Here is a 19639-nt window from a genome sequence, read left to right on the forward strand (position 1 = left end):
TCAAAAAATAGTCTGACGACCTATTAACCGACTCAATAGTGCTCGAGACCGTATTTATAGAGGGCATTCTTCTTCACGCCATGGATCTCGGCGGTCAGGGCGGCCGCTTTTTTCAGTGGCAGTTCGGTCACCAGCAGACCCAGAGTACGGATCGCCTCGGCTGGCAGATCCTCTTCATCTTTGGAGGCGCCAGCCACGACCAGCACGATCTCGCCGCGGCAGCGGTTGTCATCTTCACTAAGCCAGGCCAGCATTTCGGAAGCTGGCAAACCGTGGATCGACTCAAAAGTCTTGGTCAGCTCGCGGCACACCACCACCTGACGCTCACCGAGAATGCGAGCAATCGCTTCCACTGTATCCTGCACACGGCGCGGGGATTCGTAGAACACCAGCGAGCGGGTGTCTTCAATAACGGCTTGCAGGCGATCGTCACGTCCCTTGCTCTTGGCGGGCAGGAAGCCCTCAAAGGCAAATCGATCGGTGGGCAGACCGGCCGCGCTTAACGCCGTGATGGCGGCACAGGGGCCGGGCAGCGGCACCACCTTGACCCCGGCTTCACGACAGCGGGTGACCAAGTGATAACCGGGGTCGCTGATGAGCGGGGTGCCGGCATCGGAGACCAGCGCAACACTCTTGCCCTCTTTGATCCGGCCGATCAGCACATCGGCTTTCTGCTGCTCGTTGTGATCGTGCAGGGCGAAGGTCGGCACCGAGATTTGGTAGTGGCTGAGCAGGATACCGGTATGACGGGTATCTTCGGCGGCCACCAGATCGACACTGCGTAAAATATCCAATGCACGCTGGGTGATGTCCGCCAGATTACCGATCGGAGTGGGGACTATATACAGGGTTGGGATGTCACTCATGGGATCTCCGAGTGCCCCGACAATTGTGTCGCCATATTGGCCCGTTTACACTATGGGGAACTTCAACACTGGTCGGGGAATGAACTTGAACCGGGTTACAAAGCAGCTAAGTGTATCACGACTCTTCGGCATCATACTCGCGGCAGTACTGCTCGCCGCCTGTGCGTCGGAGCCCAATCAACCGTCAGGGCCGTCAGGCATGCCCTCTGCGTTCTCCAATCTGACCAAGAATGCCCAGTGGTATCTTGAGCAGGTGGACCCCGCCAAGCCGGCCGAGGCCTTTACCTGGCAGATGCTGGCGGCACGCAGCTATCTGGCGCTGGGCCAGGCCAAACCGGCCTCGGCACTGTTCCAGCAATTGCAGAAGCAGGCCAAGGATCCCGTTCAGAAGGCGCAGCTGCAACTGCTGCAAGCCCATCTGTTGCTGGCGCAAGGCCACGCCAATCAGGCGCTGATCCTGCTGGAAGGCAAACCCGAGGTGGTGCTGGATGCCGATACCCAGAAGGATTGGTATCGCCAGCGCGTAGTGCTACAGCTCGACATCAACAACAAGTTTGGCGCAGCCAAGTCGTTGATTGCACTGGAGCCCTACCTCAATCAGAGCGAGCAGGCGACCAACCATCAGCAAATCTGGTCGTTGCTCAAAAGTATGACCCCTTCCACCCTGCAAGCGCTGGAAGAGGCTCCGGCCCCTGATGTGACCACCGGCTGGCTACGACTGGCGGCACTGGTCAACGAGTTTGGCGCCCAGCCGAACCTGCTGGCCCGCCAACTGGCAGGCTGGAAGCGCGACTTCCCCAACCATCCGGCCCAGAAGGATATGCCGGCAGGATTGGGCGATCTGGCTGCCACTGCCAGCACCTCGGTGCAACAGATCGCTGTGCTGCTGCCCCTCTCCGGCAATCTGGAGCCGCAGGGCGCCGCCATCCGTAACGGTATGCTGATGTCTTATAAGGAAAATCAGGGGCAATTCACCCTGAACTTCTACGACACCCAGAGCAAGTCGACCGGCGACCTTTATAAGCAGGCGATTCAGGAAGGGGCAGACATGATCATCGGCCCGCTGCTGAAAGACAGGGTCGAGGAGCTGCTCAAGGCCAATCCGACCGTGCCGGTACTGGCGCTCAACGAGCTGGACAAGCCGGTCGTCAACGACACCACCTACTACTTCTCCCTATCTGCCGCCGCAGATGCCGCCCAGGCAGCCCAGTACCTTTACACCCAAGGCTACCGCAAACCGCTGCTGATCGCCGCCCAGGGACGGATCGGTTACAGCAGTATCAAGGCGTTCGAGCAGAGCTGGGCCACCCTGAGCCAGGATAAGCCGGTCGTAGCCACCTTCGGTGCCCGCAACGAAGTGCAGGGGATGGTCAAGAATGCCCTGAGCGGCCGCTCTACCGCCCGTGCTGGCGAGGTAGTGCAACTCTCTGATGCCGCACCGCGCAGCATCGATGCCGTTTATGTGGTGGCCAACAGCCTGGAAACCCGGATGATCAAGCCCTACGTGGATGTCTCGGTCAATCCGATGGGCAGCCTGCCCATCTACACCAGCTCCCGTGGCTACGACAGCGCAGCCACCGAGGTCGCCTCCGAGCTCAACGGCATGCATATCGCCGATATGCCGCTGCTGCTGGGCGGCTACGAGAAACAGCGCGAGCAGATCGCCCTGCTCTGGCCGCAGACCCATGGCGACCTGCTGCGTCTGTTTGCCATGGGCTACGATGCCGTCAGTCTGGCAGAGAACCTACAGCAGATGCGCAAGGTAGGCGGCATGCAGCAGGCCGGCATGAGCGGTCAGCTGAGCGTGGATGCTCAGGGCAATATCGTGCGGATGCTGAGCTGGGGTACTTACCAGAACGGCAAGCTGGTCGACGAGAACGCCGTTCAGCAACTGGAGGAGCCCTCCAATGAAGGAACTATGGAAACGGATGCGCCAGCAGTTGCCGAGCCTGTTCCCCTCACCAACGAGCAAGGGACAGCACTTTGAACAAGTCGCTGAACGCTGGTTGCAGGCTCGGGGCCTGCAACCGGTAGCTCGCAACTACCGCTGTCGTGGCGGTGAAATAGATCTCATCATGCACCAGGGCCAGACCCTGGTGTTTGTTGAGGTGCGCTACCGGGCCACCGGCAGCCATGGCGGGGCCGCCAGCTCGGTCACCCGCAGCAAACAGCACAAGATCATGCTGGCAGCGCGCCACTATTTGAAGCAACATGCCATCAACGAGGCCAATCAGGCCTGCCGATTCGATGTGATTGCGTTCGAGGGCGACCAGCCAGCCTGGATCCAGAACGCATTTTAAGAGGACCCTATGACTGACCGCATCAAAGAGAACTACACCGAAAGCATCCAGACCAAGATAGCCGCCGCCGAGGCGCTGCCGGATGCCATCCATACTGCAGCCCAGATGATCACCATCTGCCTGCTCAATGGCCACAAGGTGCTGGCATGCGGTAACGGTCCTTCTGCCGCACTGGCGCAACTGTTCATCTCCGAGCTGGTCAACTGCTACGAGACCCAGCGCCCCTCCCTGCCCGGCATGGCCCTGACCCCGGACATGGCGACCATCAGCGCCATCGCCACCGACCACGGTTTTGAAGAGGTCTACGCCAAGCAGATCCGCGCGCTGGGCCAGCCTGGCGACATTTTGGTGGTCATCACCACCTCTGGCCACAGCCGCAGCCTGATCAAGGCCGCCGAGGCTGCCCTCTCCCGCGACATGACCATAGTGGTGCTGAGCGGGGGGGACGGTGGCGAAATGGCAGGTCTGCTCGGCCCGAACGATGTGGAGATCCGTGTTCCCTCCGCCCGTCGCCCTCGCATTCTGGAAGTGAACCTGTTGACCCTGCACTGCCTGTGTGATCTCATCGACCAGACACTTTTCCCGCAACAGGAAGATTGAAACCATGAAAAAGCACACTATCCTGCTCGGTCTGCTGGTTAGCACCCTGCTGCTGCAAGGCTGCGCAGCCCTGGTTGTTGGCGGCGCCGCAGGGACTGCCAAGGCCTCTGGCGATCGCCGGACGCTGGGCGCGCAGTGGGATGACCAGACCATCGAGCTGAAAGCGGCCAATCTGCTGGCCGACAACAAACCACTCAGCGCAGCCAGCAAGATCAGCGTCTACAGCAACAATGGCCGCGTCCTGCTGGTCGGACAGACACCTTCTGACGTTTACAAGATTGAGGCGGGCAAAATTGTCAGTCGCATCGAAGGGGTTCGCCACGTCTACAACGAATTGCGCATCGGCCAACCTGCCAGTTTCACCACTCGCAGCAATGACTCCTGGATCACCTCCAAGGTGAAAGCCGACATGTTCGGCACCAAGAATTTCGACAGCACCAAGGTCAAGGTGGTCACCGAGAACGGCGAGGTGTTCCTGATTGGTCTGGTGACTCGCCAAGAGGGAGAGCAGGCAGTCAACATCGCCCGCCATGTCACCGGCGTGAAGCGCGTGATCAAGGCCTTCGAGTTCGCCCAGAACTAAGCTCGACCGCACATAAAAAAACGCAGCCAATCGGCTGCGTTTTTTATTTGATCACCTTCAGGGTCGGACGACCGCTTGGACGCGGCGGTTCCGGCTCAGGCTCCACCGGCGCTTCGGCCTGCTCCAGCCAGATATCGTAACCCGGCTCAGGCGGGAACATGGTGCCCACGCCGTTCTCCCGGGCATGAATAGCCAGTACGGCCGCCATCGGGATGTAAACCTGCTGGGAGACCCCGCCAAAGCGGGCACTGAAGCTGATAGCCTCGTTATCCATGTGAAATTGCATCACGGCTCGGGGCGCGATATTCAGTACAATTTGCCCGTCCTGAGCAAACTGCATCGGCACCATCACATGGGGAATGTTGACGTTGACCACCAAATGAGGGGTCAGATCGTTGTCCAGCAACCAGTCAAAGAACGCCCGTAACAAGTACGGGCGGCTCGGTGTCATTGTCGGTTCCATGCTCATACGCCAGCACGGATCTCGCGTTCGGCTTCGGTCAGGGAAGCCTGGAAGGACTCACGCTCGAACAGACGAACCATGTAGGCCTTCAGCTCTTTGGCACCACGACCGGTCAGGTCGATACCAAGACTCGGCAGACGCCACAGCAGCGGTGCCATGTAGCAATCCACCAGACCGAACTCTTCGCTCATGAAATAGGGCATTTCACCGAAGATCGGCGCGATGGCCAGCAGGTTGTCACGCAGTTCGTTGCGTGCCGCTTCAGCATCGGTACCAGCCATGATCTTGTCGGCCAGGGAGTACCAGTCCAGCTCGATGCGGTGCATCATCAGACGGCTGTTACCACGGGCAACCGGGTAAACAGGCATCAGGGGCGGATGCGGGAAGCGCTCGTCCAGATACTCCATGATGATGCGCGAGGTGTAGAGTGCCAGCTCACGATCAACCAGGGTCGGTACAGAGTTGTACGGGTTCAGCTCGGCCAGCTCATCCGGCAGATTGGCTGGATCAACCTGGCAGATATCTACGCTAACACCCTTCTCCGCCAGGACAATACGCACCTGATGGCTGAACATATCGTTGGCACCGGAAAACAGCGTCATTACCGAACGCTTATTGGCAGCTACAGCCATTGAACCCTCCCGTCATTAAAAAGCAGAAACGGCAATGAAGCATCTTGGTCTTCATTGCCGTGCATTATATTACCCGGATCTGGTCGCTTAGTGAACGTCGCGCCAGAATTCCTTCTTCAACAGCACAGTGAAGATGAAGAAGATCACGATGAAACCAAGCACCCAGAAGCCCATACGTTCACGCTCCTGTTGTACCGGTTCAGCCGAGTAGACCAAGAAGTTTACCAGATCCAGTACCGTCTGATCATACTCTTCGTCATCCATTTCACCATTACCGTCAGATTTGATGCTGACAACCTGTTGGGTTTCCACTCCGTCGACCGTGTGAGTAGCGAACTCGGCACGGGGGGTTCCCTGCAACGGCTCCAGCACATGGGGCATGCCCACGGACGGGAACACGGCGTTGTTCACCCCGAACGGACGGGTCTCATCCACGTAGAAGGAACGCAGATAGGTGTAGATCCAGTCTGCACCGCGCACCCGGGCAACCAGAGTCAGATCGGGGGGCGGCGCACCAAACCACTTGGCGGCATCCTTCTCTGACATGGCACTCTTCATCAGATCACCGACCTTTGCGCCGGTGAAAATCAGGTTCTCTTTCATCAAATCTTCGGGGATCCCGAGATCTTCTGCGACCCGGTTATAGCGCTGATACTGGGTGGAGTGGCATCCGGCGCAATAGTTCATGAAGGTGGCCGCGCCGCGTTGCAGCGATGCCTTGTCACTCAGATCGTAATTGGCTTTGTCCAGATGAACAGCTCCGCCACTTGCAAATACCAGAGATGGCAGCAGGGTCAGCACTGCAAATATTATTCTTTTCATTTAAATGTCACCCTCTCCGGCAGCGGCTTGGTGCTTTCATTCTTGCTATAGAAGAACAGCAGGACGAAGAACCCGAAATATCCCAGTGAACAGATCTGGGCAACCAGCGTCAACGTCGGCGTCGATGGCAACACCCCCAACACCCCCAGGATGATAAAGCAGACCACAAACTGGGCAATGTTCAGCTTGTGCAGCATGCTGCGATAACGCACCGAGCGCACCTTGCAGCGATCCAGCCACGGCAGCAGGAACAGTACCACGATGGAGAGACCCATCATGATGACGCCAAGCAGCTTGTCAGGCACCGCCCGCAAAATGGCGTAAAACGGCGTGAAGTACCACACAGGCGCAATGTGCTCCGGGGTTTTCAGGCCGTTGGCCACTTCAAAGTTCGGCTTCTCGAGGAAGTAACCCCACATATCCGGTTTGAAGAAGATGATGGCGCAGAAGAAGAACAGGAAACCAGCGACACCGATCATATCCTTGACGGTGAAGTAAGGGTGGAACGCCACCGCATCCAGCGGCCAGCCGTTTTCGTCCTTGTGCTTCTTGATGTCGATACCGTCCGGGTTGTTGGAGCCCACTTCGTGCAGCGCCAGAATGTGCATGGCAACCAGCATCACCAGCACCAGCGGCAACGCGATGACATGCAGCGCGAAGAAGCGGTTCAGGGTCGCACCGGAGATCACGTAGTCACCACGGATCCACAGGGTCAGATCGTCACCGATGACCGGAATGGCGCCAAACAGCGAGATGATGACCTGGGCACCCCAGAATGACATCTGACCCCAGGGCAGCAAGTAGCCCATAAAGGCTTCCGCCATCAGCACCAGGAAGATCAGCATGCCGAAGATCCACAGCAGCTCACGAGGCTTCTGATAAGAGCCATAGATCATGCCGCGGAACATGTGCATGTAAACCACGATGAAGAATGCAGACGCGCCGGTTGAGTGCATGTAACGCAGCAGCCAGCCGTACTCCACATCGCGCATGATGTACTCCACGGAGGCAAACGCACCTTCCGCGGAGGGGTTGTAGTTCATGGTCAGCCAGATACCGGTGATGATCTGGTTAACCAGCACCAGCATGGCCAGCGAGCCGAAGAAGTACCAGAAGTTCAGGTTCTTCGGTGCCGGATACTTGGCCATGTGGTCGTTGTACATGGCCGTGAGCGGGAATCGATAATCGATCCAGCCCATCAGTTTACTCAACATGGTCAGGCCTCCTTGCCATCGGCACCGACCTGGATGGTGGTGTCATTAATGAATTGATAGGGCGGAATGACCAGGTTCAGCGGTGCAGGCACCCCCTGGAACACACGGCCGGCCATGTCGAACTTGGAGCCATGACACGGGCAGAAGAAGCCGGACGTAACGCCCTGCACCTGCTCGCCAAAGCTGTCAGGCAGATAGGAAGGTGAACACCCCAAGTGGGTGCAAATACCGACCGCGACAAAAATTTCGGGCTTGATCGATCTGTACCCGTTATGGGCATAGTCAGGCTGCTGCGGCTCTTCAGATGAGGGATCCCGCAGCTTGTCATCATGCGCGGCCAAGGCATCCAGCGTCTGTTTGGTGCGTTTCACCACCCAGACAGGCTTGCCTCGCCACTCGACACGGATGAGCTGACCCGGTTCCAACTTGCTGATATCGACTTCAACCGGCGCACCGGCTGCTTTGGCCTTGGCGCTCGGATTCCATGACTTTATAAACGGCACTGCGGTAAACGCAGCTCCTACCCCACCAACGGCAACCGTTGACCAGGTAAGAAATCTGCGGCGACCGGTATCAACTGGCGCATTGCTCATCCAAAAACTCTCCCATGTGGACTCCGCACATTCTTATAGTGTCCCTGTTCCCCATTTTTCCCGTGACAACAGCGGCGGAAGCTGGATTTACAATTGCCACAGAAAACAGGGGAAATTTTAAAGAAAAGATAACAACTTGACAAGAAAGAGCGGTGAGCAATGAAAACAATAAAGAAACAATTTTTTGTCTTTTGTGACGCGTGGTTAGCATTGATGTCGGTAATATTACCAATAAAAAAAGCCTGGCAGTTGCCAGGCTTTTTTGACACTCGAAAGAGTGAGTACCAAAAGCGAATTAACGCTTGGAGTACTGCGGACGCTTACGAGCTTTGTGCAGACCAACTTTCTTACGCTCAACCTTACGGGCATCACGAGTAACAAAGCCAGCTTTACGCAGTTCGGAACGCAGGGTTTCGTCGTACTGCATCAGAGCACGAGTGATACCGTGGCGGATCGCACCAGCTTGACCGGAGATGCCACCACCGTTAACGGTGATGTACAGGTCCAGTTTCTCGGTCATCTCAACCAGTTCCAGCGGCTGACGAACTACCATGCGGGCAGTCGGACGGCCGAAGTACTGCTCCAGGGAGCGCTGGTTGATTACGATCTTGCCGCTACCCGCTTTGATAAATACGCGAGCAGTGGAGCTTTTGCGACGGCCGGTACCGTAGTATTGATTTTCTGCCATGTTGCCAGTTCCCGATTAGATATCCAGTACTTGAGGTTGCTGAGCAGCATGAGCATGCTCGGCGCCTGCGTAAACTTTCAGTTTACGGAACATGGCACGGCCCAGAGGACCTTTCGGCAGCATGCCTTTGACGGCTGCTTCGATTACCATTTCCGGTTTACGCTGAATCAGCTTGTCGAAGCTGATTGACTTGATACCACCCGGGAAACCGGAGTGAGCGTGGTACATTTTGTCGGTAAATTTCTTACCGGTTACGTGTACCTTCTCAGCGTTTACAACGATGATGTAATCACCGGTGTCAACGTGCGGAGTGTACTCAGCTTTGTGCTTACCACGCAGACGAGCAGCGATCTCGGTTGCGATACGACCCAGAGTTTTACCTTCTGCGTCCACAATGTACCAGTCACGTTTTACGGTTTCTGGCTTGGCAACGAAAGTTTTCATTAAGTTAAACCCAATTACCTGTTACAGACCCAATTGCTTATGGGGGCTCTCCCACAAACAACAAACGATGGCCTACCTGTACCCCTTCGAATACAAGTAAAGCTTAAAGTGTTGCTGTCTTATCGACAGCTGTAACGTGGGCCGGGCGATTATAAGTGAAGTTGCCTTAAATATCACCTGCTAATTTCACTGCCATGAAACCAGCAAATGTCGCCCGGCCCTACCTGCCGCAGATGCCCATCCGACTGGCAGGCGCGGTATTGTGACTAAGGAAGGTGCACTCTGGCAAGGTATTCGTGCGATTGCATTTCCTGAAGCCGTGAAAGACAGCGTTGGAATTCGAAATTCAGCAGCCCTTCGCCGTAGAGTTCTGCCATGGGAACAGCTGCCGACATGATGAGCTTGACGTGCCGTTCGTAGAACTCATCAACCATGGCAATGAAGCGGCGAGCCGCGTCATCTGTGCCTGTGCCCATTGGTTGCACATTGGCCAGCAGAACGGTATGGAACAGCCTGGCCAGCTCGATATAGTCGTTCTGGGAGCGGGGAGTACAACAAAGTTGCTCAAATTCCATATAGAGCACCCCTTCCCCCATCCCGAGCGACCTCAGCTGACGATGATTGACCTCGAACGCCCCCTCGCAAGCCGTGTGCCCACCGGTTAATTGCTGAAAATAGTGGTCAAGATTGGCTTTTGCCTGCAAGTCCAGCGGGCAGTGATAAATCTCCGCTTGTTCCAGCGTACGCAGGCGATAGTCGATACCGCCATCTACGTTAAGTACCTCGCAATGACGCTCGATCAGCTCGATAGCTGGCAGAAAACGGGCTCGCTGCAGCCCGTTGCGATAAAGATCCTGCGGCGGAATATTTGAAGTGGCGACCAGCACAACACCGTGACCAAACAGCTCCTGAAACAGCGTGCCCAGCAACATGGCATCGGTGATGTCGGAGACAAAAAATTCGTCGAAACAGATGATGTCTGTCTCGCTGGCAAGCTTGCTGGCCACCAGCTTGAGGGGATCGGATTGCCCGCTCAGCCCCTGCAGTTCATCGTGAATGCGGTGCATGAAGCGGTGGAAATGGCTGCGCATCTTGCGCGTCCCCGGCAGGCTGTCGAAAAAAGTATCCATCAGCCAGGTCTTGCCTCGGCCCACTCCGCCCCACATATAGATACCGAGGACGGGCTCCGGCGACTTGGGCTTTTGTAGCCACCCCAGCAGCCCTCGAGATCTGGTCGGAGTCGGGCGCCGTAGCAAATCCTGATACAGTCGCTCCAGCCTGCTAATGGCCATCCCCTGTGCGGGGTCGGCCACAAAGCCGGGGCGCAGCAGATCCTGCTGGTATTTTTGCTGCGGTGTCATCCTTGAGCGCCTCTCCAAGTCCCTGAATCGAGGACAAAATGGTATCACGGCCTCAGGACGCACGGTATAGTGCCATCAAGGCATAGCGGTTATGACGACCGCATAAACCCACTCTGTTTTAGCTGTAACAAGGAGCATCTATGAGTCTGTTAACTGGGATCCTGCTGGCTGTCGCGGCCTTGATTATCGGTGTCGTTCTCGGCCGTTTTTCGGTACGTAGCCGCGATGCTGGCCGTCTGGAACAGGAACTGAAGAAGGCCCACAAGGAGCTCGAGAGTTATCAGGGCCAGATCAACACCCACTTCGCCGACAGCGCCGCCCTGATGGAGCAACTGGCCGAGCAGTATCAGACCCTCTATCGCCACATGGCCGAGCAGAGCAAATTCCTGGCCAAGGCGCAGGAACCGCTGTTCCGCGAGTCATTGGTAGAAGAAGCCCCTGCCAATGTGGCAGAAGAGCCGGGCGTTCCGCCTCGCGACTATGCTGGCGCCTCTTCCGGGCTGCTCAAGCAACCAAACTAGTTCCTCGCGGAACTAATTGGCCAGTCCCGTGGTCTGACCTTGACGATTGCAATGCAACTTTTTCTGGGAGCTGTTTTTCATATGCGTAAACCTCTTTCCATGCTCAGTGTGCTAGCCCTCAGTGTCGGTATCGCCATGTCTGCGGCCCCTGCTCAGGCTGCACTGCCTTCCCTGTTAGGTTCAAATCAGGAGATGCCAAGCCTGGCGCCTGTTCTCGAACAGGTCACACCGGCGGTGGTCAATATCTCGGTTTCTGGCAAAAAAATTACCCGTCAGCGTCTGCCGGAACAGTTCAAGTTCTTCTTCGGCCCCAACATGCCCGATGAACAGGTGAGCGAGCAGCCGTTCCAGGCGCTCGGCTCCGGTGTCATCGTCGATGCCAAGAAGGGTTACGTGATCACCAACGCCCACGTGGTGCACGAGGCGGACGAGATCAAGGTCAATCTGAAGGATGGTCGTGAGTACGCGGCCAAGAAGATTGGTGAAGACAAGCAGTCCGACATCGCCCTGCTGCAAATCAAGGCCGAGGATCTGGTACAGATCAAGTTCGCCGACTCCGACGAGCTGCGGGTGGGTGACTATGCGCTGGCCATCGGCAACCCGTTTGGTCTGGGCCAGACCGTCACCTCCGGTATCGTCAGTGCGCTGGGTCGCAGCGGCCTCAACATCGAGAATCTGGAGAACTTCATCCAGACCGATGCGGCCATCAACTCCGGTAACTCCGGCGGCGCCCTGCTCAACCTACGTGGCGAGCTGATCGGTATCAACACCGCGATTCTGGGCCCGAACGGCGGCAACATCGGCATCGGCTTTGCCATCCCCTCCAACATGGTGCGGGATCTGACCGAGCAGATCGTCAAGTACGGTGAAGTGCGTCGCGGCCAGCTGGGTATTACCGGCACCGAGCTCACCTCCGACATCGCCAAGACCTTCGGTTACAACAAGAAGGATGGTGCCTTCGTCAATCAGGTCATGCCTGATTCGGCGGCCGACAAGGCGGGCATCAAGGCCGGCGATATCATCGTCAGCATCGATGGCAAACCGGTTCGCTCCTTCGGCGAGCTGCGCGCCAAGATTGCCACCATGGGCGCTGGCAAGCAGGTCGAACTGGGGCTGATCCGCGATGGCAAGTCACAAACTGCCAAAGTGACCCTGAAGCAGGCCGATGACAGCGAAGTACGCGCCAGCGCGCTGCATCCGGCACTGGAAGGGGCCAAGCTGAGCACCACTACCGACCCGGTCTCCGGTGTCGCGGTGGCCGATATTGATCCTCGCTCTCCGGCAGCCGCTTCCGGCCTGCAGAAGGGTGACATCATCATCGGGGTCAACCGCCTGCGCATCAACACCCTGGGCGAGCTGACCAAGGCACTCAAGAACAAGCCTGACGTGCTGGCGCTCAACATCCAGCGCGGCGACTCCTCGCTCTATCTGGTGATCCGCTAACGCTCAAGTTGTTCGCCAACCCCTCTATCACCCGCGGCCTTCACCGCGGGTGATTTTTATCCATCGATAGTGTTATTCTCTGCGCGCAGCCTGTACGGATGAGAATGACATGAAAATCCCCCCTTTAGTCAGTTACTTGGGCAAGTCTGTCGGTTTTGGATTGACCGTCGCGGCGCTGCTGTTGCTGCTGTTTCCCCATTTTCGCGGTGGTGCCCAACTGCCCGGCATCATCACCAATGCCCGTGAACTCAGTTTCTCCTATGCCGCCCATCGGGCAGGCCCTGCCGTCGTCAACATCTACACCCGCAGCTTTGCCCCCAATCAGGGCAATCAGGGGGAACTTCGCCCGCAAGGGCTGGGTTCTGGCGTCATCATGAATCAGCGCGGCTATGTACTGACCAACTACCACGTCATCGCCGATGCCGACCAGATCATCGTCGCGTTGCAGGATGGCCGGGTCTTCAGTGCCGAGCTGGTCGGTACCGATCAGCTCACCGACCTCGCCGTGCTCTATATCGAGTCAGACAACCTGCCGGTGATCCCGCAGGATCCCGAGCGACTGCCAGAAGTGGGGGATGTGGTGCTAGCCATCGGCAACCCCTACAACGTCGGCCAGACCATCACCCAGGGCATCATCAGTGCCACCGGCCGTACCGGCCTCTCCAGCATGGGGCCCGACAGCAATGGCCGTCAGGATCTGCTGCAGACCGATGCCGCCATCAACGAGGGCAACTCGGGCGGCGCGCTGGTCAACGGCCGTGGCGATCTGGTGGGTATCAACACCGCCACCTATCACCTCAACGGCAATCAGGAGAGCTACGGCATCAGCTTCGCCATCCCCTACCGGCTGGCCAAACGGATCATGGATGAGCTGATCGCCAACGGCCGGGTGATCCGCGGCTACCTCGGGATCTCCAGTGTCGAGATCAACCCCATAGTCGCGCGGATGATGAACCTCGGCGACCTGCGTGGTCTGGTGGTGGAGAGTCTGGATCCCAACGGACCGGCGGCCAAAGGCGGCCTGCAGCGAGGGGATGTGCTGCTCAAGATCAACGGAGAGGCCATCAGTGGCGTACGCAGCGCCATGGACAAGATTGTCGAGAGCCGCCCCGGCACCAAGCTGACCATCTCGGTATTCCGCTCCGGCAAGCCGCTGGAAGTGGTGGTCACCATAGAGGAAGACCTGCGCTATCAGCAGAGAACGGCCAGCTCGAGCGCAGCATCGGCCAGCTAGCGTCACTCCTTGTTATGAGAAGGGCGGGAAACCGCCCTTTTCCATATCTGCCCTCTCGGCAACGTCTCTACCGTGAGATGACTCACAGTTTCCCGCAACGCTTGCCCTGCCCCCGCCCCCCGATTTGTGCGCTACCGATCACACAAAACCGGTCCCAATAAGCACTCTTTTTGTCTTTTTAGTATCCAAACGCTCACTTCGGGGCCATTTCCTCAGGAATTTCCGCTTCGAATCGGAAAAACACTGCCTCCTCCACATCGACGCGCAGGCTTAGGGTAACGCCATACCTTCTGCCAGCCTTGGAGAGCAGACATTGCAAACAGAGACTCACGACCAGACCCTGACCCCGAACAGCCCGGAGTTGCTGCGCCAGACCGATCATATCCTCGCGCGCATTTATCCCCTGCTGGCCGAACAGGGCATCATCCCCAACGAGGTGCAACGGCAGATGCTGGCCTCCCATGTCAAAGCCATGGTGTGGCGCTCCCACAGTGGCGAGCCCCTGCCGGAGGTTGACCTCAGCCTGTTTGAAGAGATCTCCCCCCTCTCACTGCGTCTCGCCGAACAGGTCGTCAGCTGGCTGGACCAGCTTGCTTATGAGGAGGCACACCTCTTGTCCGTCCATTTTGAAGTCGCCAAAGAAAACGAACTCAGCTCGGTGCAGAACCCGTAACTCAAGGAGAAATCGATATGACAGCCATCAAACTCGTGATTGGAGACCGTCTCGGCAAGGGTCAGAAAGTGGGCGCAGGCGCGGAAGCTGCCGGGGCCAACGTGACCATCATCCCCGGCATGGCCGCTGACATGAAGCTCGGCGACGTGATGAACAAGGAGCAGGCGGATCTCGGCATCTCCTTCTGCGGCAGCGGCGGCGCCGGGGCGATCACCGCCCAGACCAAATACGGCTACAAGTGCCGCTACGGCATGCGCTCTGTTGAAGAGGGCGTCACCGCCATCAACGAAGGGTGCGTGGTGCTGGGCTTCGGTTTCATGGACAAGGAAGAGCTGGGCCAGAAGCTGGTCGAAGCCTTCGCCAAGAAGCACGGACGCGCCTGATGAAAGAGAACTTCACCACCCAGGTCATCGTCAACGGCAAGGGGACGACACGCCAGCAGGCGTTTGCCTCCGCCCTCAGCCAGGTGCAACCCACACTGCTCAAGGACAACCAGCAGGTACTGCTGCGTATTGAGCCGGTCGATGTACAGGTGCTCAAAGCCGAGGAGTCGGTCCGGGTGGAGAAGTTCCTGTTCTTCTTCCTGCCGCGCCAGCGCTGCGAATACCGCGTCCAGCTGGAGATCAAGGTTCAGGTCACCTGTCTGGATGTCGCCAAGGTGACATTCACCCAGGTGTGATGCCTGCGCAGGCACAACCCCACAAGAAGGATACGTTGGATGTTTCTAATCATTTTTATCAAGTCACTCATCATTGGCGGCCTGGTTGGCGTCGGGGTGGGGGCCGGCGCGGCGCGGATGTTCCACGCCCCGACCGTACAGGGCATGGGTGCCTTCCGCACCCTGGGCGAACTTAACTCCTGCGAGGGGGATCCCGCTTCTCACTTCTCGTTTGGTCTGGGCTTCTTCTTCAACGCCTGGGCCTCGACCGTGGCGGCAGGCGCCTTCACCCAGGATGTGGATCACCGCATCATCCCGCACTGGGCCACGGCGGCACTGCTGTTCAAAAATCGGGATCTTGCCACCACTCTGCACGACCCGAAAAAGATGGCCATCGCTGGCGGCATCATAGGTGCCATCGTGGTCGCCTTCCTCAACAGCACGGCAGCTGCCGTCCCAGCCGCCCTGCAGGTCACTGCGGTCAAGGTGCTGGTACCGGCCGCCAACCTGCTGGTCAATACCGTCATGCCGGTGATCTTCTGGCTGGCCGCCATCGAAGCGGGCAAGAAATCCGGTTTCTGGGCCACCATCTTCGGCGGTCTGGCCCAGCTCATCATGGGCAACGCGGTACCGGGTCTGGTACTCGGCATCCTGATCGGCAAGGGTGTGGAAGAGAGCGGCTGGAACCATGTCACCAAGGTGATGATGGCGGCCATCGTGCTGCTGTTCGTGCTGAGCGGCTTCTTCCGCGGCTTCGACATGAAACTGATTGAATCCTTCCATATGGGAGTCCCCCTGTGGCTGGAAAGTGTCCATAACCTGCTGAGCGGCAAATAAGGGGTCACACCATGGATGAGAAATTGAAAAACAACTTCTGGTATGCCGACTGGTCATTCCCCATCTTCGTCGGTCTGCTCTCGGCCGGGGTCTTTGCCGGTACCCACATGTTCTATCTGTACGGGGTCGGTGCCTTCAACGAGGTAGCCTTCGTCGCCATGCTGAAAGCCGGAATGGACACGGGTGCCTACGGTGCAGTAGCCGCTTTCGGTGCCAGCTTCCTGTTCGCCCGCATCATTGAGGGATCCCTGGTGGGGATCCTGGATATCGGCGGTGCCATCCAGACCGGGGTCGGCCTCGGAGTGCCAGCCCTGCTGCTGGGAGCCGGCATCGTCTATCCGGTGGAAAACTTCGGCGCCTCGCTGGCAACCGGCATGGGGATTGGTCTGGCCATCGGCTACGTCATCATTCTGGCGCGCAAGTTCACCATCAACCAGAGCAACTCCACTTACGGTGCTGACGTGATGATGGGCGCAGGCAACAGCTCTGGCCGCTTCCTCGGCCCCCTCATCATCCTCTCCGCCATGGGCGCTTCCATCCCCATCGGTATCGGTTCCCTGCTGGGTGCACTGCTTTTCTACGTGTGGGGCAAGCCCATCACCGGCGGTGCCATCCTGGGAGCCATGCTGCTGGGCACCTTCTTCCCGGTCGCCCTTGTGTAAGTACCAGCCGCCCTGCGGGGCGGCTCGCCAGAGGTCATCTGCATGTACGACATCATCATCAAAGCGGGGCGCCAGGGAGATGGCCAGCTCGTCGATATCGCCATCAGGGAGGGCAAAATCGCCGCCATCGGCTCCCTGCCGGAGATGGCAACGGCGCGGCAGACACTGGATCTCAGCGGCCGGGTGCATGTGAGCGCTGGCTGGATCGATGGCCACACCCACTGCTACCCCGCCTCCCCCATCTATCACGATGAGCCGGACAAGGTGGGCGTAGAGTCCGGCGTCACCACCGTCATCGACGCCGGCAGTACCGGTGCCGACGATGTGGATGACTTCCAGCAGATCGCTGCGGGCTGCAAGACCCGGGTGCATGCCCTGCTCAACATCTCCCGCATCGGTCTGCTGCGCCAGAACGAGCTGGCGGATAGCCGGGACCTCGATATGGATCTCGCCTCGGCAGCCATTCGCCGCCACCCCGACTTTATTGTCGGCATCAAGGCGCGGATGAGCGGCAGCGTGGTCGGAGAAAACGGTCTACAACCGCTGCGCATGGCCAAGGCGCTGCAACAGACCCACGGCCAGCTACCGCTGATGGTGCACGTGGGTAACACACCGCCGGATCTGGACGAGATCGTCGCCCTGCTGGGGGATGGCGATCTGCTGACCCACTGCTTCAACGGCAAACCGAACCGCATCCTGACTCCGGCTGGCGAGCTGCGGGTCGCGGTGCGCGAGGCGATGAAACGGGGCCTGTTGCTCGACATCGGCCACGGCGGCGCCAGCTTCAGCTTCGAGGTGGCGGAGCTGGCTATCCGACAGGGGATCCTGCCCCGCACCATCAGCTCCGACATCTACTGCAAGAACCGCATCAAGGGGCCGGTCTACAGTCTGGCTCACGTGATGTCGAAGTTTCTCGCCATCGGCATGATGCTGGAACAGGTGCTCGCCTGCGTCACCCATCAGGCCGCTGATGCCCTGCGCCTTTCCGGCAAGGGGCGGCTCGAGGTGGGAGCCGATGCCGATCTGACCCTGTTCGAGGTCACCAGCGGCCCGACCCTGTTTATGGATACCGAAGCCCAGTCCCGCAGCGGTGACCAACAACTGCAGCCTCTCGCCGCCCTGGTCGGTGGCGAACTGGTTCTGACTCACTATGGGAAATCACACCATGCCTTCTGTTTATGAGAAATATCAGCTCAAACCTGTGATCAACGCCTCCGGGCGCATGACCATTCTCGGCGTCTCCACCCCCGAGCAGGAGGTGGTCGATGCGGTCAATTTTGGCCTGGGCCACTACTTCGAGGTCAAGGATCTGGTCAACAAGACCGGCGCCTATCTGGCTGGTTTACTGGATGTGGAAGATGCTGTGGTGGTCTCCTGTGCCAGCGCTGGCATCGCCCAGTCAGTCGCCGCCATGATAGTGCGTGGCGATCCCTATCGTCTTGAGCACCTGCATGCCAATCACCATGAGGTGCCGAGTGAAATCGTGCTGCCCAAGGGGCATAACGTCAACTTCGGCGCCCCGGTCGGTACCATGGTCAATCTGGGTGGCGGCAAAGTAGTGGAAGCCGGTTACGCCAACGAGTGCTCCCCTTCCCAGCTGGCCGCTGCCATCAATGCCAACACAGCTGCCATCCTCTACATCAAATCCCACCACTGCGTACAGAAGAGCATTCTGTCGGTGGCAGAGGCCGCCGAGGTCGCCAAGACCCACGGGCTCCCGCTCATCGTCGATGCGGCTGCCGAAGAGGATCTGCGCCTCTACTACAACCAGGGTGCGGACTTGGTCATCTACAGCGGTGCCAAGGCCATTGAAGGGCCCACCAGCGGGCTGGTGCTCGGCAAGCGTCAGTACGTGGAGTGGGTCAAACAGCAGGCCAATGGCATCGGTCGCGCCATGAAGGTGGGCAAGGAGGGTATCCTAGGCCTGACCCACGCCATCGAGCGCTATCTGGCCAAAGAGAAAGAGAGCGGCGCCGCCATGGTCGCCAAGATGGGCCCCTTCATCGAGCGCCTCAACCAGCTGCCCGGCGTCACCGCCAAGGTGGCATGGGACAGCGCAGGACGCGACATCGCCCGCACCGATATCGCTTTTGACCACCAAAAGATCTGCATGACCACAGTGCAGGTCGTCAGCCGTCTGCAACAGGGCACGCCTGCCATCTACTGCCGCGGCTACAAGGCCAACGAGGGGCACATCGAGATCGATGTGCGCAGCGTCACCGTGCCCCAGCTCGACCAAATCCACTCCGCCATTGCCAACCTCGTTCAGGAGAATCGCTGATGTCCCTTACCCCCAACTACTACCGTGATCGGGTCTGTCTCAACGTGCTGGCAGGTTCCAAGGAGAATGCCGTCGAGGTGTACGACGCAGCCGAAGGCCACGTGCTGGTCGGCGTGCTCTCCAAAAACTACCCGGATATTCCCTCCGCAGTTGCCGATATGAAGGAATACGCCAAGCTTATCGATAACGCCCTCTCCGTCGGTCTGGGGGCCGGTGATCCGCGTCAATCCGCCATGGTGGCCGAACTGGCCTGCCAGCTGCAGCCCCAGCACGTCAATCAGGTGTTCACCGGTGTCGGCGCCAGCCGGGCGCTGCTCGGCCAATCACAAACGCTGGTGAATGGGTTGATCTCCCCTACCGGCAGGCCGGGCATGGTGAAGATCTCCACCGGTCCACTCAGCGCCGGGCAGTCGGATGGCATCGTCCCCATCGATACCGCCATTGCCTTGCTCAAGGACATGGGCGGCAGCTCGGTCAAGTTCTTCCCCATGGGCGGGCTGGCCTGCCGCGACGAGTATCAGGCGGTGGCCGAGGCTTGTGCCCGCCACGGCTTCTGGCTGGAGCCCACCGGCGGTATCGATCTGGACAACTTTGAAGAGATTGTACGAATCGCGCTGGATGCCGGGGTCGAGAAGGTGATCCCCCACGTCTACAGCTCCATCATCGACAGCGCGAGCGGGCACACTCGCCCCGAGGATGTTCGCACTCTGCTGGCCATAGTGAAACGACTGTTGGACTGATGGCAGTCACGGGCGCCGGTTTAA

Annotated in this window: 24 protein-coding genes; 15 read left to right on the forward strand and 9 right to left on the reverse strand. The window is 58.6% G+C overall.

Features of this window, described 5'->3' with window-relative positions; all coding sequences use genetic code 11:
- Window positions 1-32 precede the first annotated feature (32 nt).
- A complete protein-coding gene (gene rsmI / locus OKC42_RS07940) occupies window positions 33-866 on the reverse strand; it encodes a 16S rRNA (cytidine(1402)-2'-O)-methyltransferase (RefSeq protein ID WP_270819419.1) in 834 nt (277 codons plus the stop codon).
- A 199-nt stretch (window positions 867-1065) separates the two neighbouring features.
- On the opposite strand from rsmI, the gene OKC42_RS07945 reads away from it, so the two are divergent.
- Genes OKC42_RS07945 through dolP form a run of 4 tightly spaced genes read left to right on the forward strand, consistent with a single transcriptional unit; the run spans window position 1066 to window position 4349 of the window.
- Window positions 1066-2853, forward strand: coding sequence for a penicillin-binding protein activator (locus OKC42_RS07945; RefSeq protein ID WP_270819420.1), 1788 nt, complete (start codon window positions 1066-1068; stop codon window positions 2851-2853).
- Entirely contained in the window at window positions 2795-3166 is a 372-nt protein-coding gene (locus OKC42_RS07950; protein ID WP_005355127.1) for a YraN family protein, read from the forward strand. The genes OKC42_RS07945 and OKC42_RS07950 overlap by 59 nt, the downstream gene beginning before the upstream one ends.
- Before the next feature lie 9 nt (window positions 3167-3175).
- Window positions 3176-3766, forward strand: coding sequence for a D-sedoheptulose-7-phosphate isomerase (locus tag OKC42_RS07955; RefSeq protein ID WP_005336275.1), 591 nt, complete (start codon window positions 3176-3178; stop codon window positions 3764-3766).
- A gap of 4 nt (window positions 3767-3770) precedes the next feature.
- Window positions 3771-4349 carry a division/outer membrane stress-associated lipid-binding lipoprotein gene (gene dolP, locus OKC42_RS07960; protein ID WP_005336277.1) on the forward strand — a complete coding sequence of 193 codons (579 nt, stop codon included), beginning with the start codon at window positions 3771-3773 and terminating at the stop codon, window positions 4347-4349.
- Between the two features lie 43 nt (window positions 4350-4392).
- Here dolP and OKC42_RS07965 read toward each other — a convergent pair whose 3' ends face one another.
- The 8 genes from OKC42_RS07965 to zapE all read right to left on the reverse strand — a co-directional run bounded on the left by OKC42_RS07965 (window position 4393) and on the right by zapE (window position 10566).
- On the reverse strand, window positions 4393-4818 hold the full coding sequence (locus tag OKC42_RS07965; protein WP_005336278.1) for a ClpXP protease specificity-enhancing factor: 426 nt from the start codon (window positions 4816-4818) through the stop codon (window positions 4393-4395).
- The gene (gene sspA, locus OKC42_RS07970) at window positions 4815-5444 is read right to left on the reverse strand and encodes a stringent starvation protein SspA (RefSeq protein WP_005336279.1); all 630 of its coding nucleotides are present in this window, start codon (window positions 5442-5444) and stop codon (window positions 4815-4817) included. Before sspA ends, OKC42_RS07965 begins: the two co-directional genes overlap by 4 nt.
- 87 nt (window positions 5445-5531) lie before the next feature.
- A complete protein-coding gene (locus OKC42_RS07975; protein ID WP_005336280.1) occupies window positions 5532-6266 on the reverse strand; it encodes a cytochrome c1 in 735 nt (244 codons plus the stop codon).
- Window positions 6263-7480: a cytochrome b gene (locus OKC42_RS07980; RefSeq protein ID WP_005336282.1), complete on the reverse strand. Its 1218-nt coding sequence runs from the start codon at window positions 7478-7480 to the stop codon at window positions 6263-6265. The genes OKC42_RS07975 and OKC42_RS07980 overlap by 4 nt, the downstream gene beginning before the upstream one ends.
- Before the next feature lie 2 nt (window positions 7481-7482).
- Entirely contained in the window at window positions 7483-8073 is a 591-nt protein-coding gene (gene petA / locus OKC42_RS07985) for a ubiquinol-cytochrome c reductase iron-sulfur subunit (protein ID WP_005336284.1), read from the reverse strand.
- Window positions 8074-8368: 295 nt separating this feature from the next.
- Window positions 8369-8761: a 30S ribosomal protein S9 gene (gene rpsI / locus OKC42_RS07990; RefSeq protein ID WP_005336286.1), complete on the reverse strand. Its 393-nt coding sequence runs from the start codon at window positions 8759-8761 to the stop codon at window positions 8369-8371.
- A 15-nt stretch (window positions 8762-8776) separates the two neighbouring features.
- Window positions 8777-9205 carry a 50S ribosomal protein L13 gene (gene rplM, locus OKC42_RS07995; protein ID WP_005336289.1) on the reverse strand — a complete coding sequence of 143 codons (429 nt, stop codon included), beginning with the start codon at window positions 9203-9205 and terminating at the stop codon, window positions 8777-8779.
- Window positions 9206-9471: 266 nt separating this feature from the next.
- On the reverse strand, window positions 9472-10566 hold the full coding sequence (gene zapE / locus OKC42_RS08000) for a cell division protein ZapE (RefSeq protein WP_270819421.1): 1095 nt from the start codon (window positions 10564-10566) through the stop codon (window positions 9472-9474).
- A 140-nt stretch (window positions 10567-10706) separates the two neighbouring features.
- On the opposite strand from zapE, the gene OKC42_RS08005 reads away from it, so the two are divergent.
- From OKC42_RS08005 to dagF, 11 genes are all read left to right on the forward strand, one after another.
- Window positions 10707-11087: a YhcB family protein gene (locus OKC42_RS08005; RefSeq protein ID WP_005355138.1), complete on the forward strand. Its 381-nt coding sequence runs from the start codon at window positions 10707-10709 to the stop codon at window positions 11085-11087.
- 81 nt (window positions 11088-11168) lie between these two features.
- Window positions 11169-12530 (forward strand): Do family serine endopeptidase, encoded by a 1362-nt coding sequence (locus OKC42_RS08010; RefSeq protein WP_005336295.1) that lies wholly within the window; start codon window positions 11169-11171, stop codon window positions 12528-12530.
- A 109-nt stretch (window positions 12531-12639) separates the two neighbouring features.
- Entirely contained in the window at window positions 12640-13764 is a 1125-nt protein-coding gene (gene degS, locus OKC42_RS08015; protein ID WP_005336297.1) for an outer membrane-stress sensor serine endopeptidase DegS, read from the forward strand.
- A gap of 313 nt (window positions 13765-14077) precedes the next feature.
- Window positions 14078-14437: a transcriptional regulator gene (locus OKC42_RS08020; RefSeq protein ID WP_005355140.1), complete on the forward strand. Its 360-nt coding sequence runs from the start codon at window positions 14078-14080 to the stop codon at window positions 14435-14437.
- A 17-nt stretch (window positions 14438-14454) separates the two neighbouring features.
- A complete protein-coding gene (locus OKC42_RS08025; protein WP_005355141.1) occupies window positions 14455-14820 on the forward strand; it encodes an SFCGS family glycine-rich protein in 366 nt (121 codons plus the stop codon).
- The gene (locus OKC42_RS08030) at window positions 14820-15116 is read left to right on the forward strand and encodes a DUF4312 family protein (protein WP_270819422.1); all 297 of its coding nucleotides are present in this window, start codon (window positions 14820-14822) and stop codon (window positions 15114-15116) included. The genes OKC42_RS08025 and OKC42_RS08030 overlap by 1 nt, the downstream gene beginning before the upstream one ends.
- Window positions 15117-15155: 39 nt before the next feature.
- The gene (locus tag OKC42_RS08035) at window positions 15156-15932 is read left to right on the forward strand and encodes a DUF4311 domain-containing protein (protein WP_005355143.1); all 777 of its coding nucleotides are present in this window, start codon (window positions 15156-15158) and stop codon (window positions 15930-15932) included.
- 11 nt (window positions 15933-15943) lie between these two features.
- Window positions 15944-16594: a DUF4310 family protein gene (locus OKC42_RS08040; protein WP_005355144.1), complete on the forward strand. Its 651-nt coding sequence runs from the start codon at window positions 15944-15946 to the stop codon at window positions 16592-16594.
- A 42-nt stretch (window positions 16595-16636) separates the two neighbouring features.
- Window positions 16637-17776, forward strand: coding sequence for an amidohydrolase/deacetylase family metallohydrolase (locus OKC42_RS08045; RefSeq protein WP_270819423.1), 1140 nt, complete (start codon window positions 16637-16639; stop codon window positions 17774-17776).
- Window positions 17760-18875, forward strand: coding sequence for a DgaE family pyridoxal phosphate-dependent ammonia lyase (locus tag OKC42_RS08050; protein WP_270819424.1), 1116 nt, complete (start codon window positions 17760-17762; stop codon window positions 18873-18875). Before OKC42_RS08045 ends, OKC42_RS08050 begins: the two co-directional genes overlap by 17 nt.
- A complete protein-coding gene (dagF, locus tag OKC42_RS08055) occupies window positions 18875-19615 on the forward strand; it encodes a 2-dehydro-3-deoxy-phosphogluconate aldolase (protein WP_270819425.1) in 741 nt (246 codons plus the stop codon). The genes OKC42_RS08050 and dagF overlap by 1 nt, the downstream gene beginning before the upstream one ends.
- Window positions 19616-19639: the final 24 nt, after the last annotated feature.

Origin of the sequence: Aeromonas sp. Y311-2, assembly GCF_027706025.1 — a bacterium.
In the GTDB taxonomy this organism is placed as follows: domain Bacteria; phylum Pseudomonadota; class Gammaproteobacteria; order Enterobacterales; family Aeromonadaceae; genus Aeromonas; species Aeromonas veronii.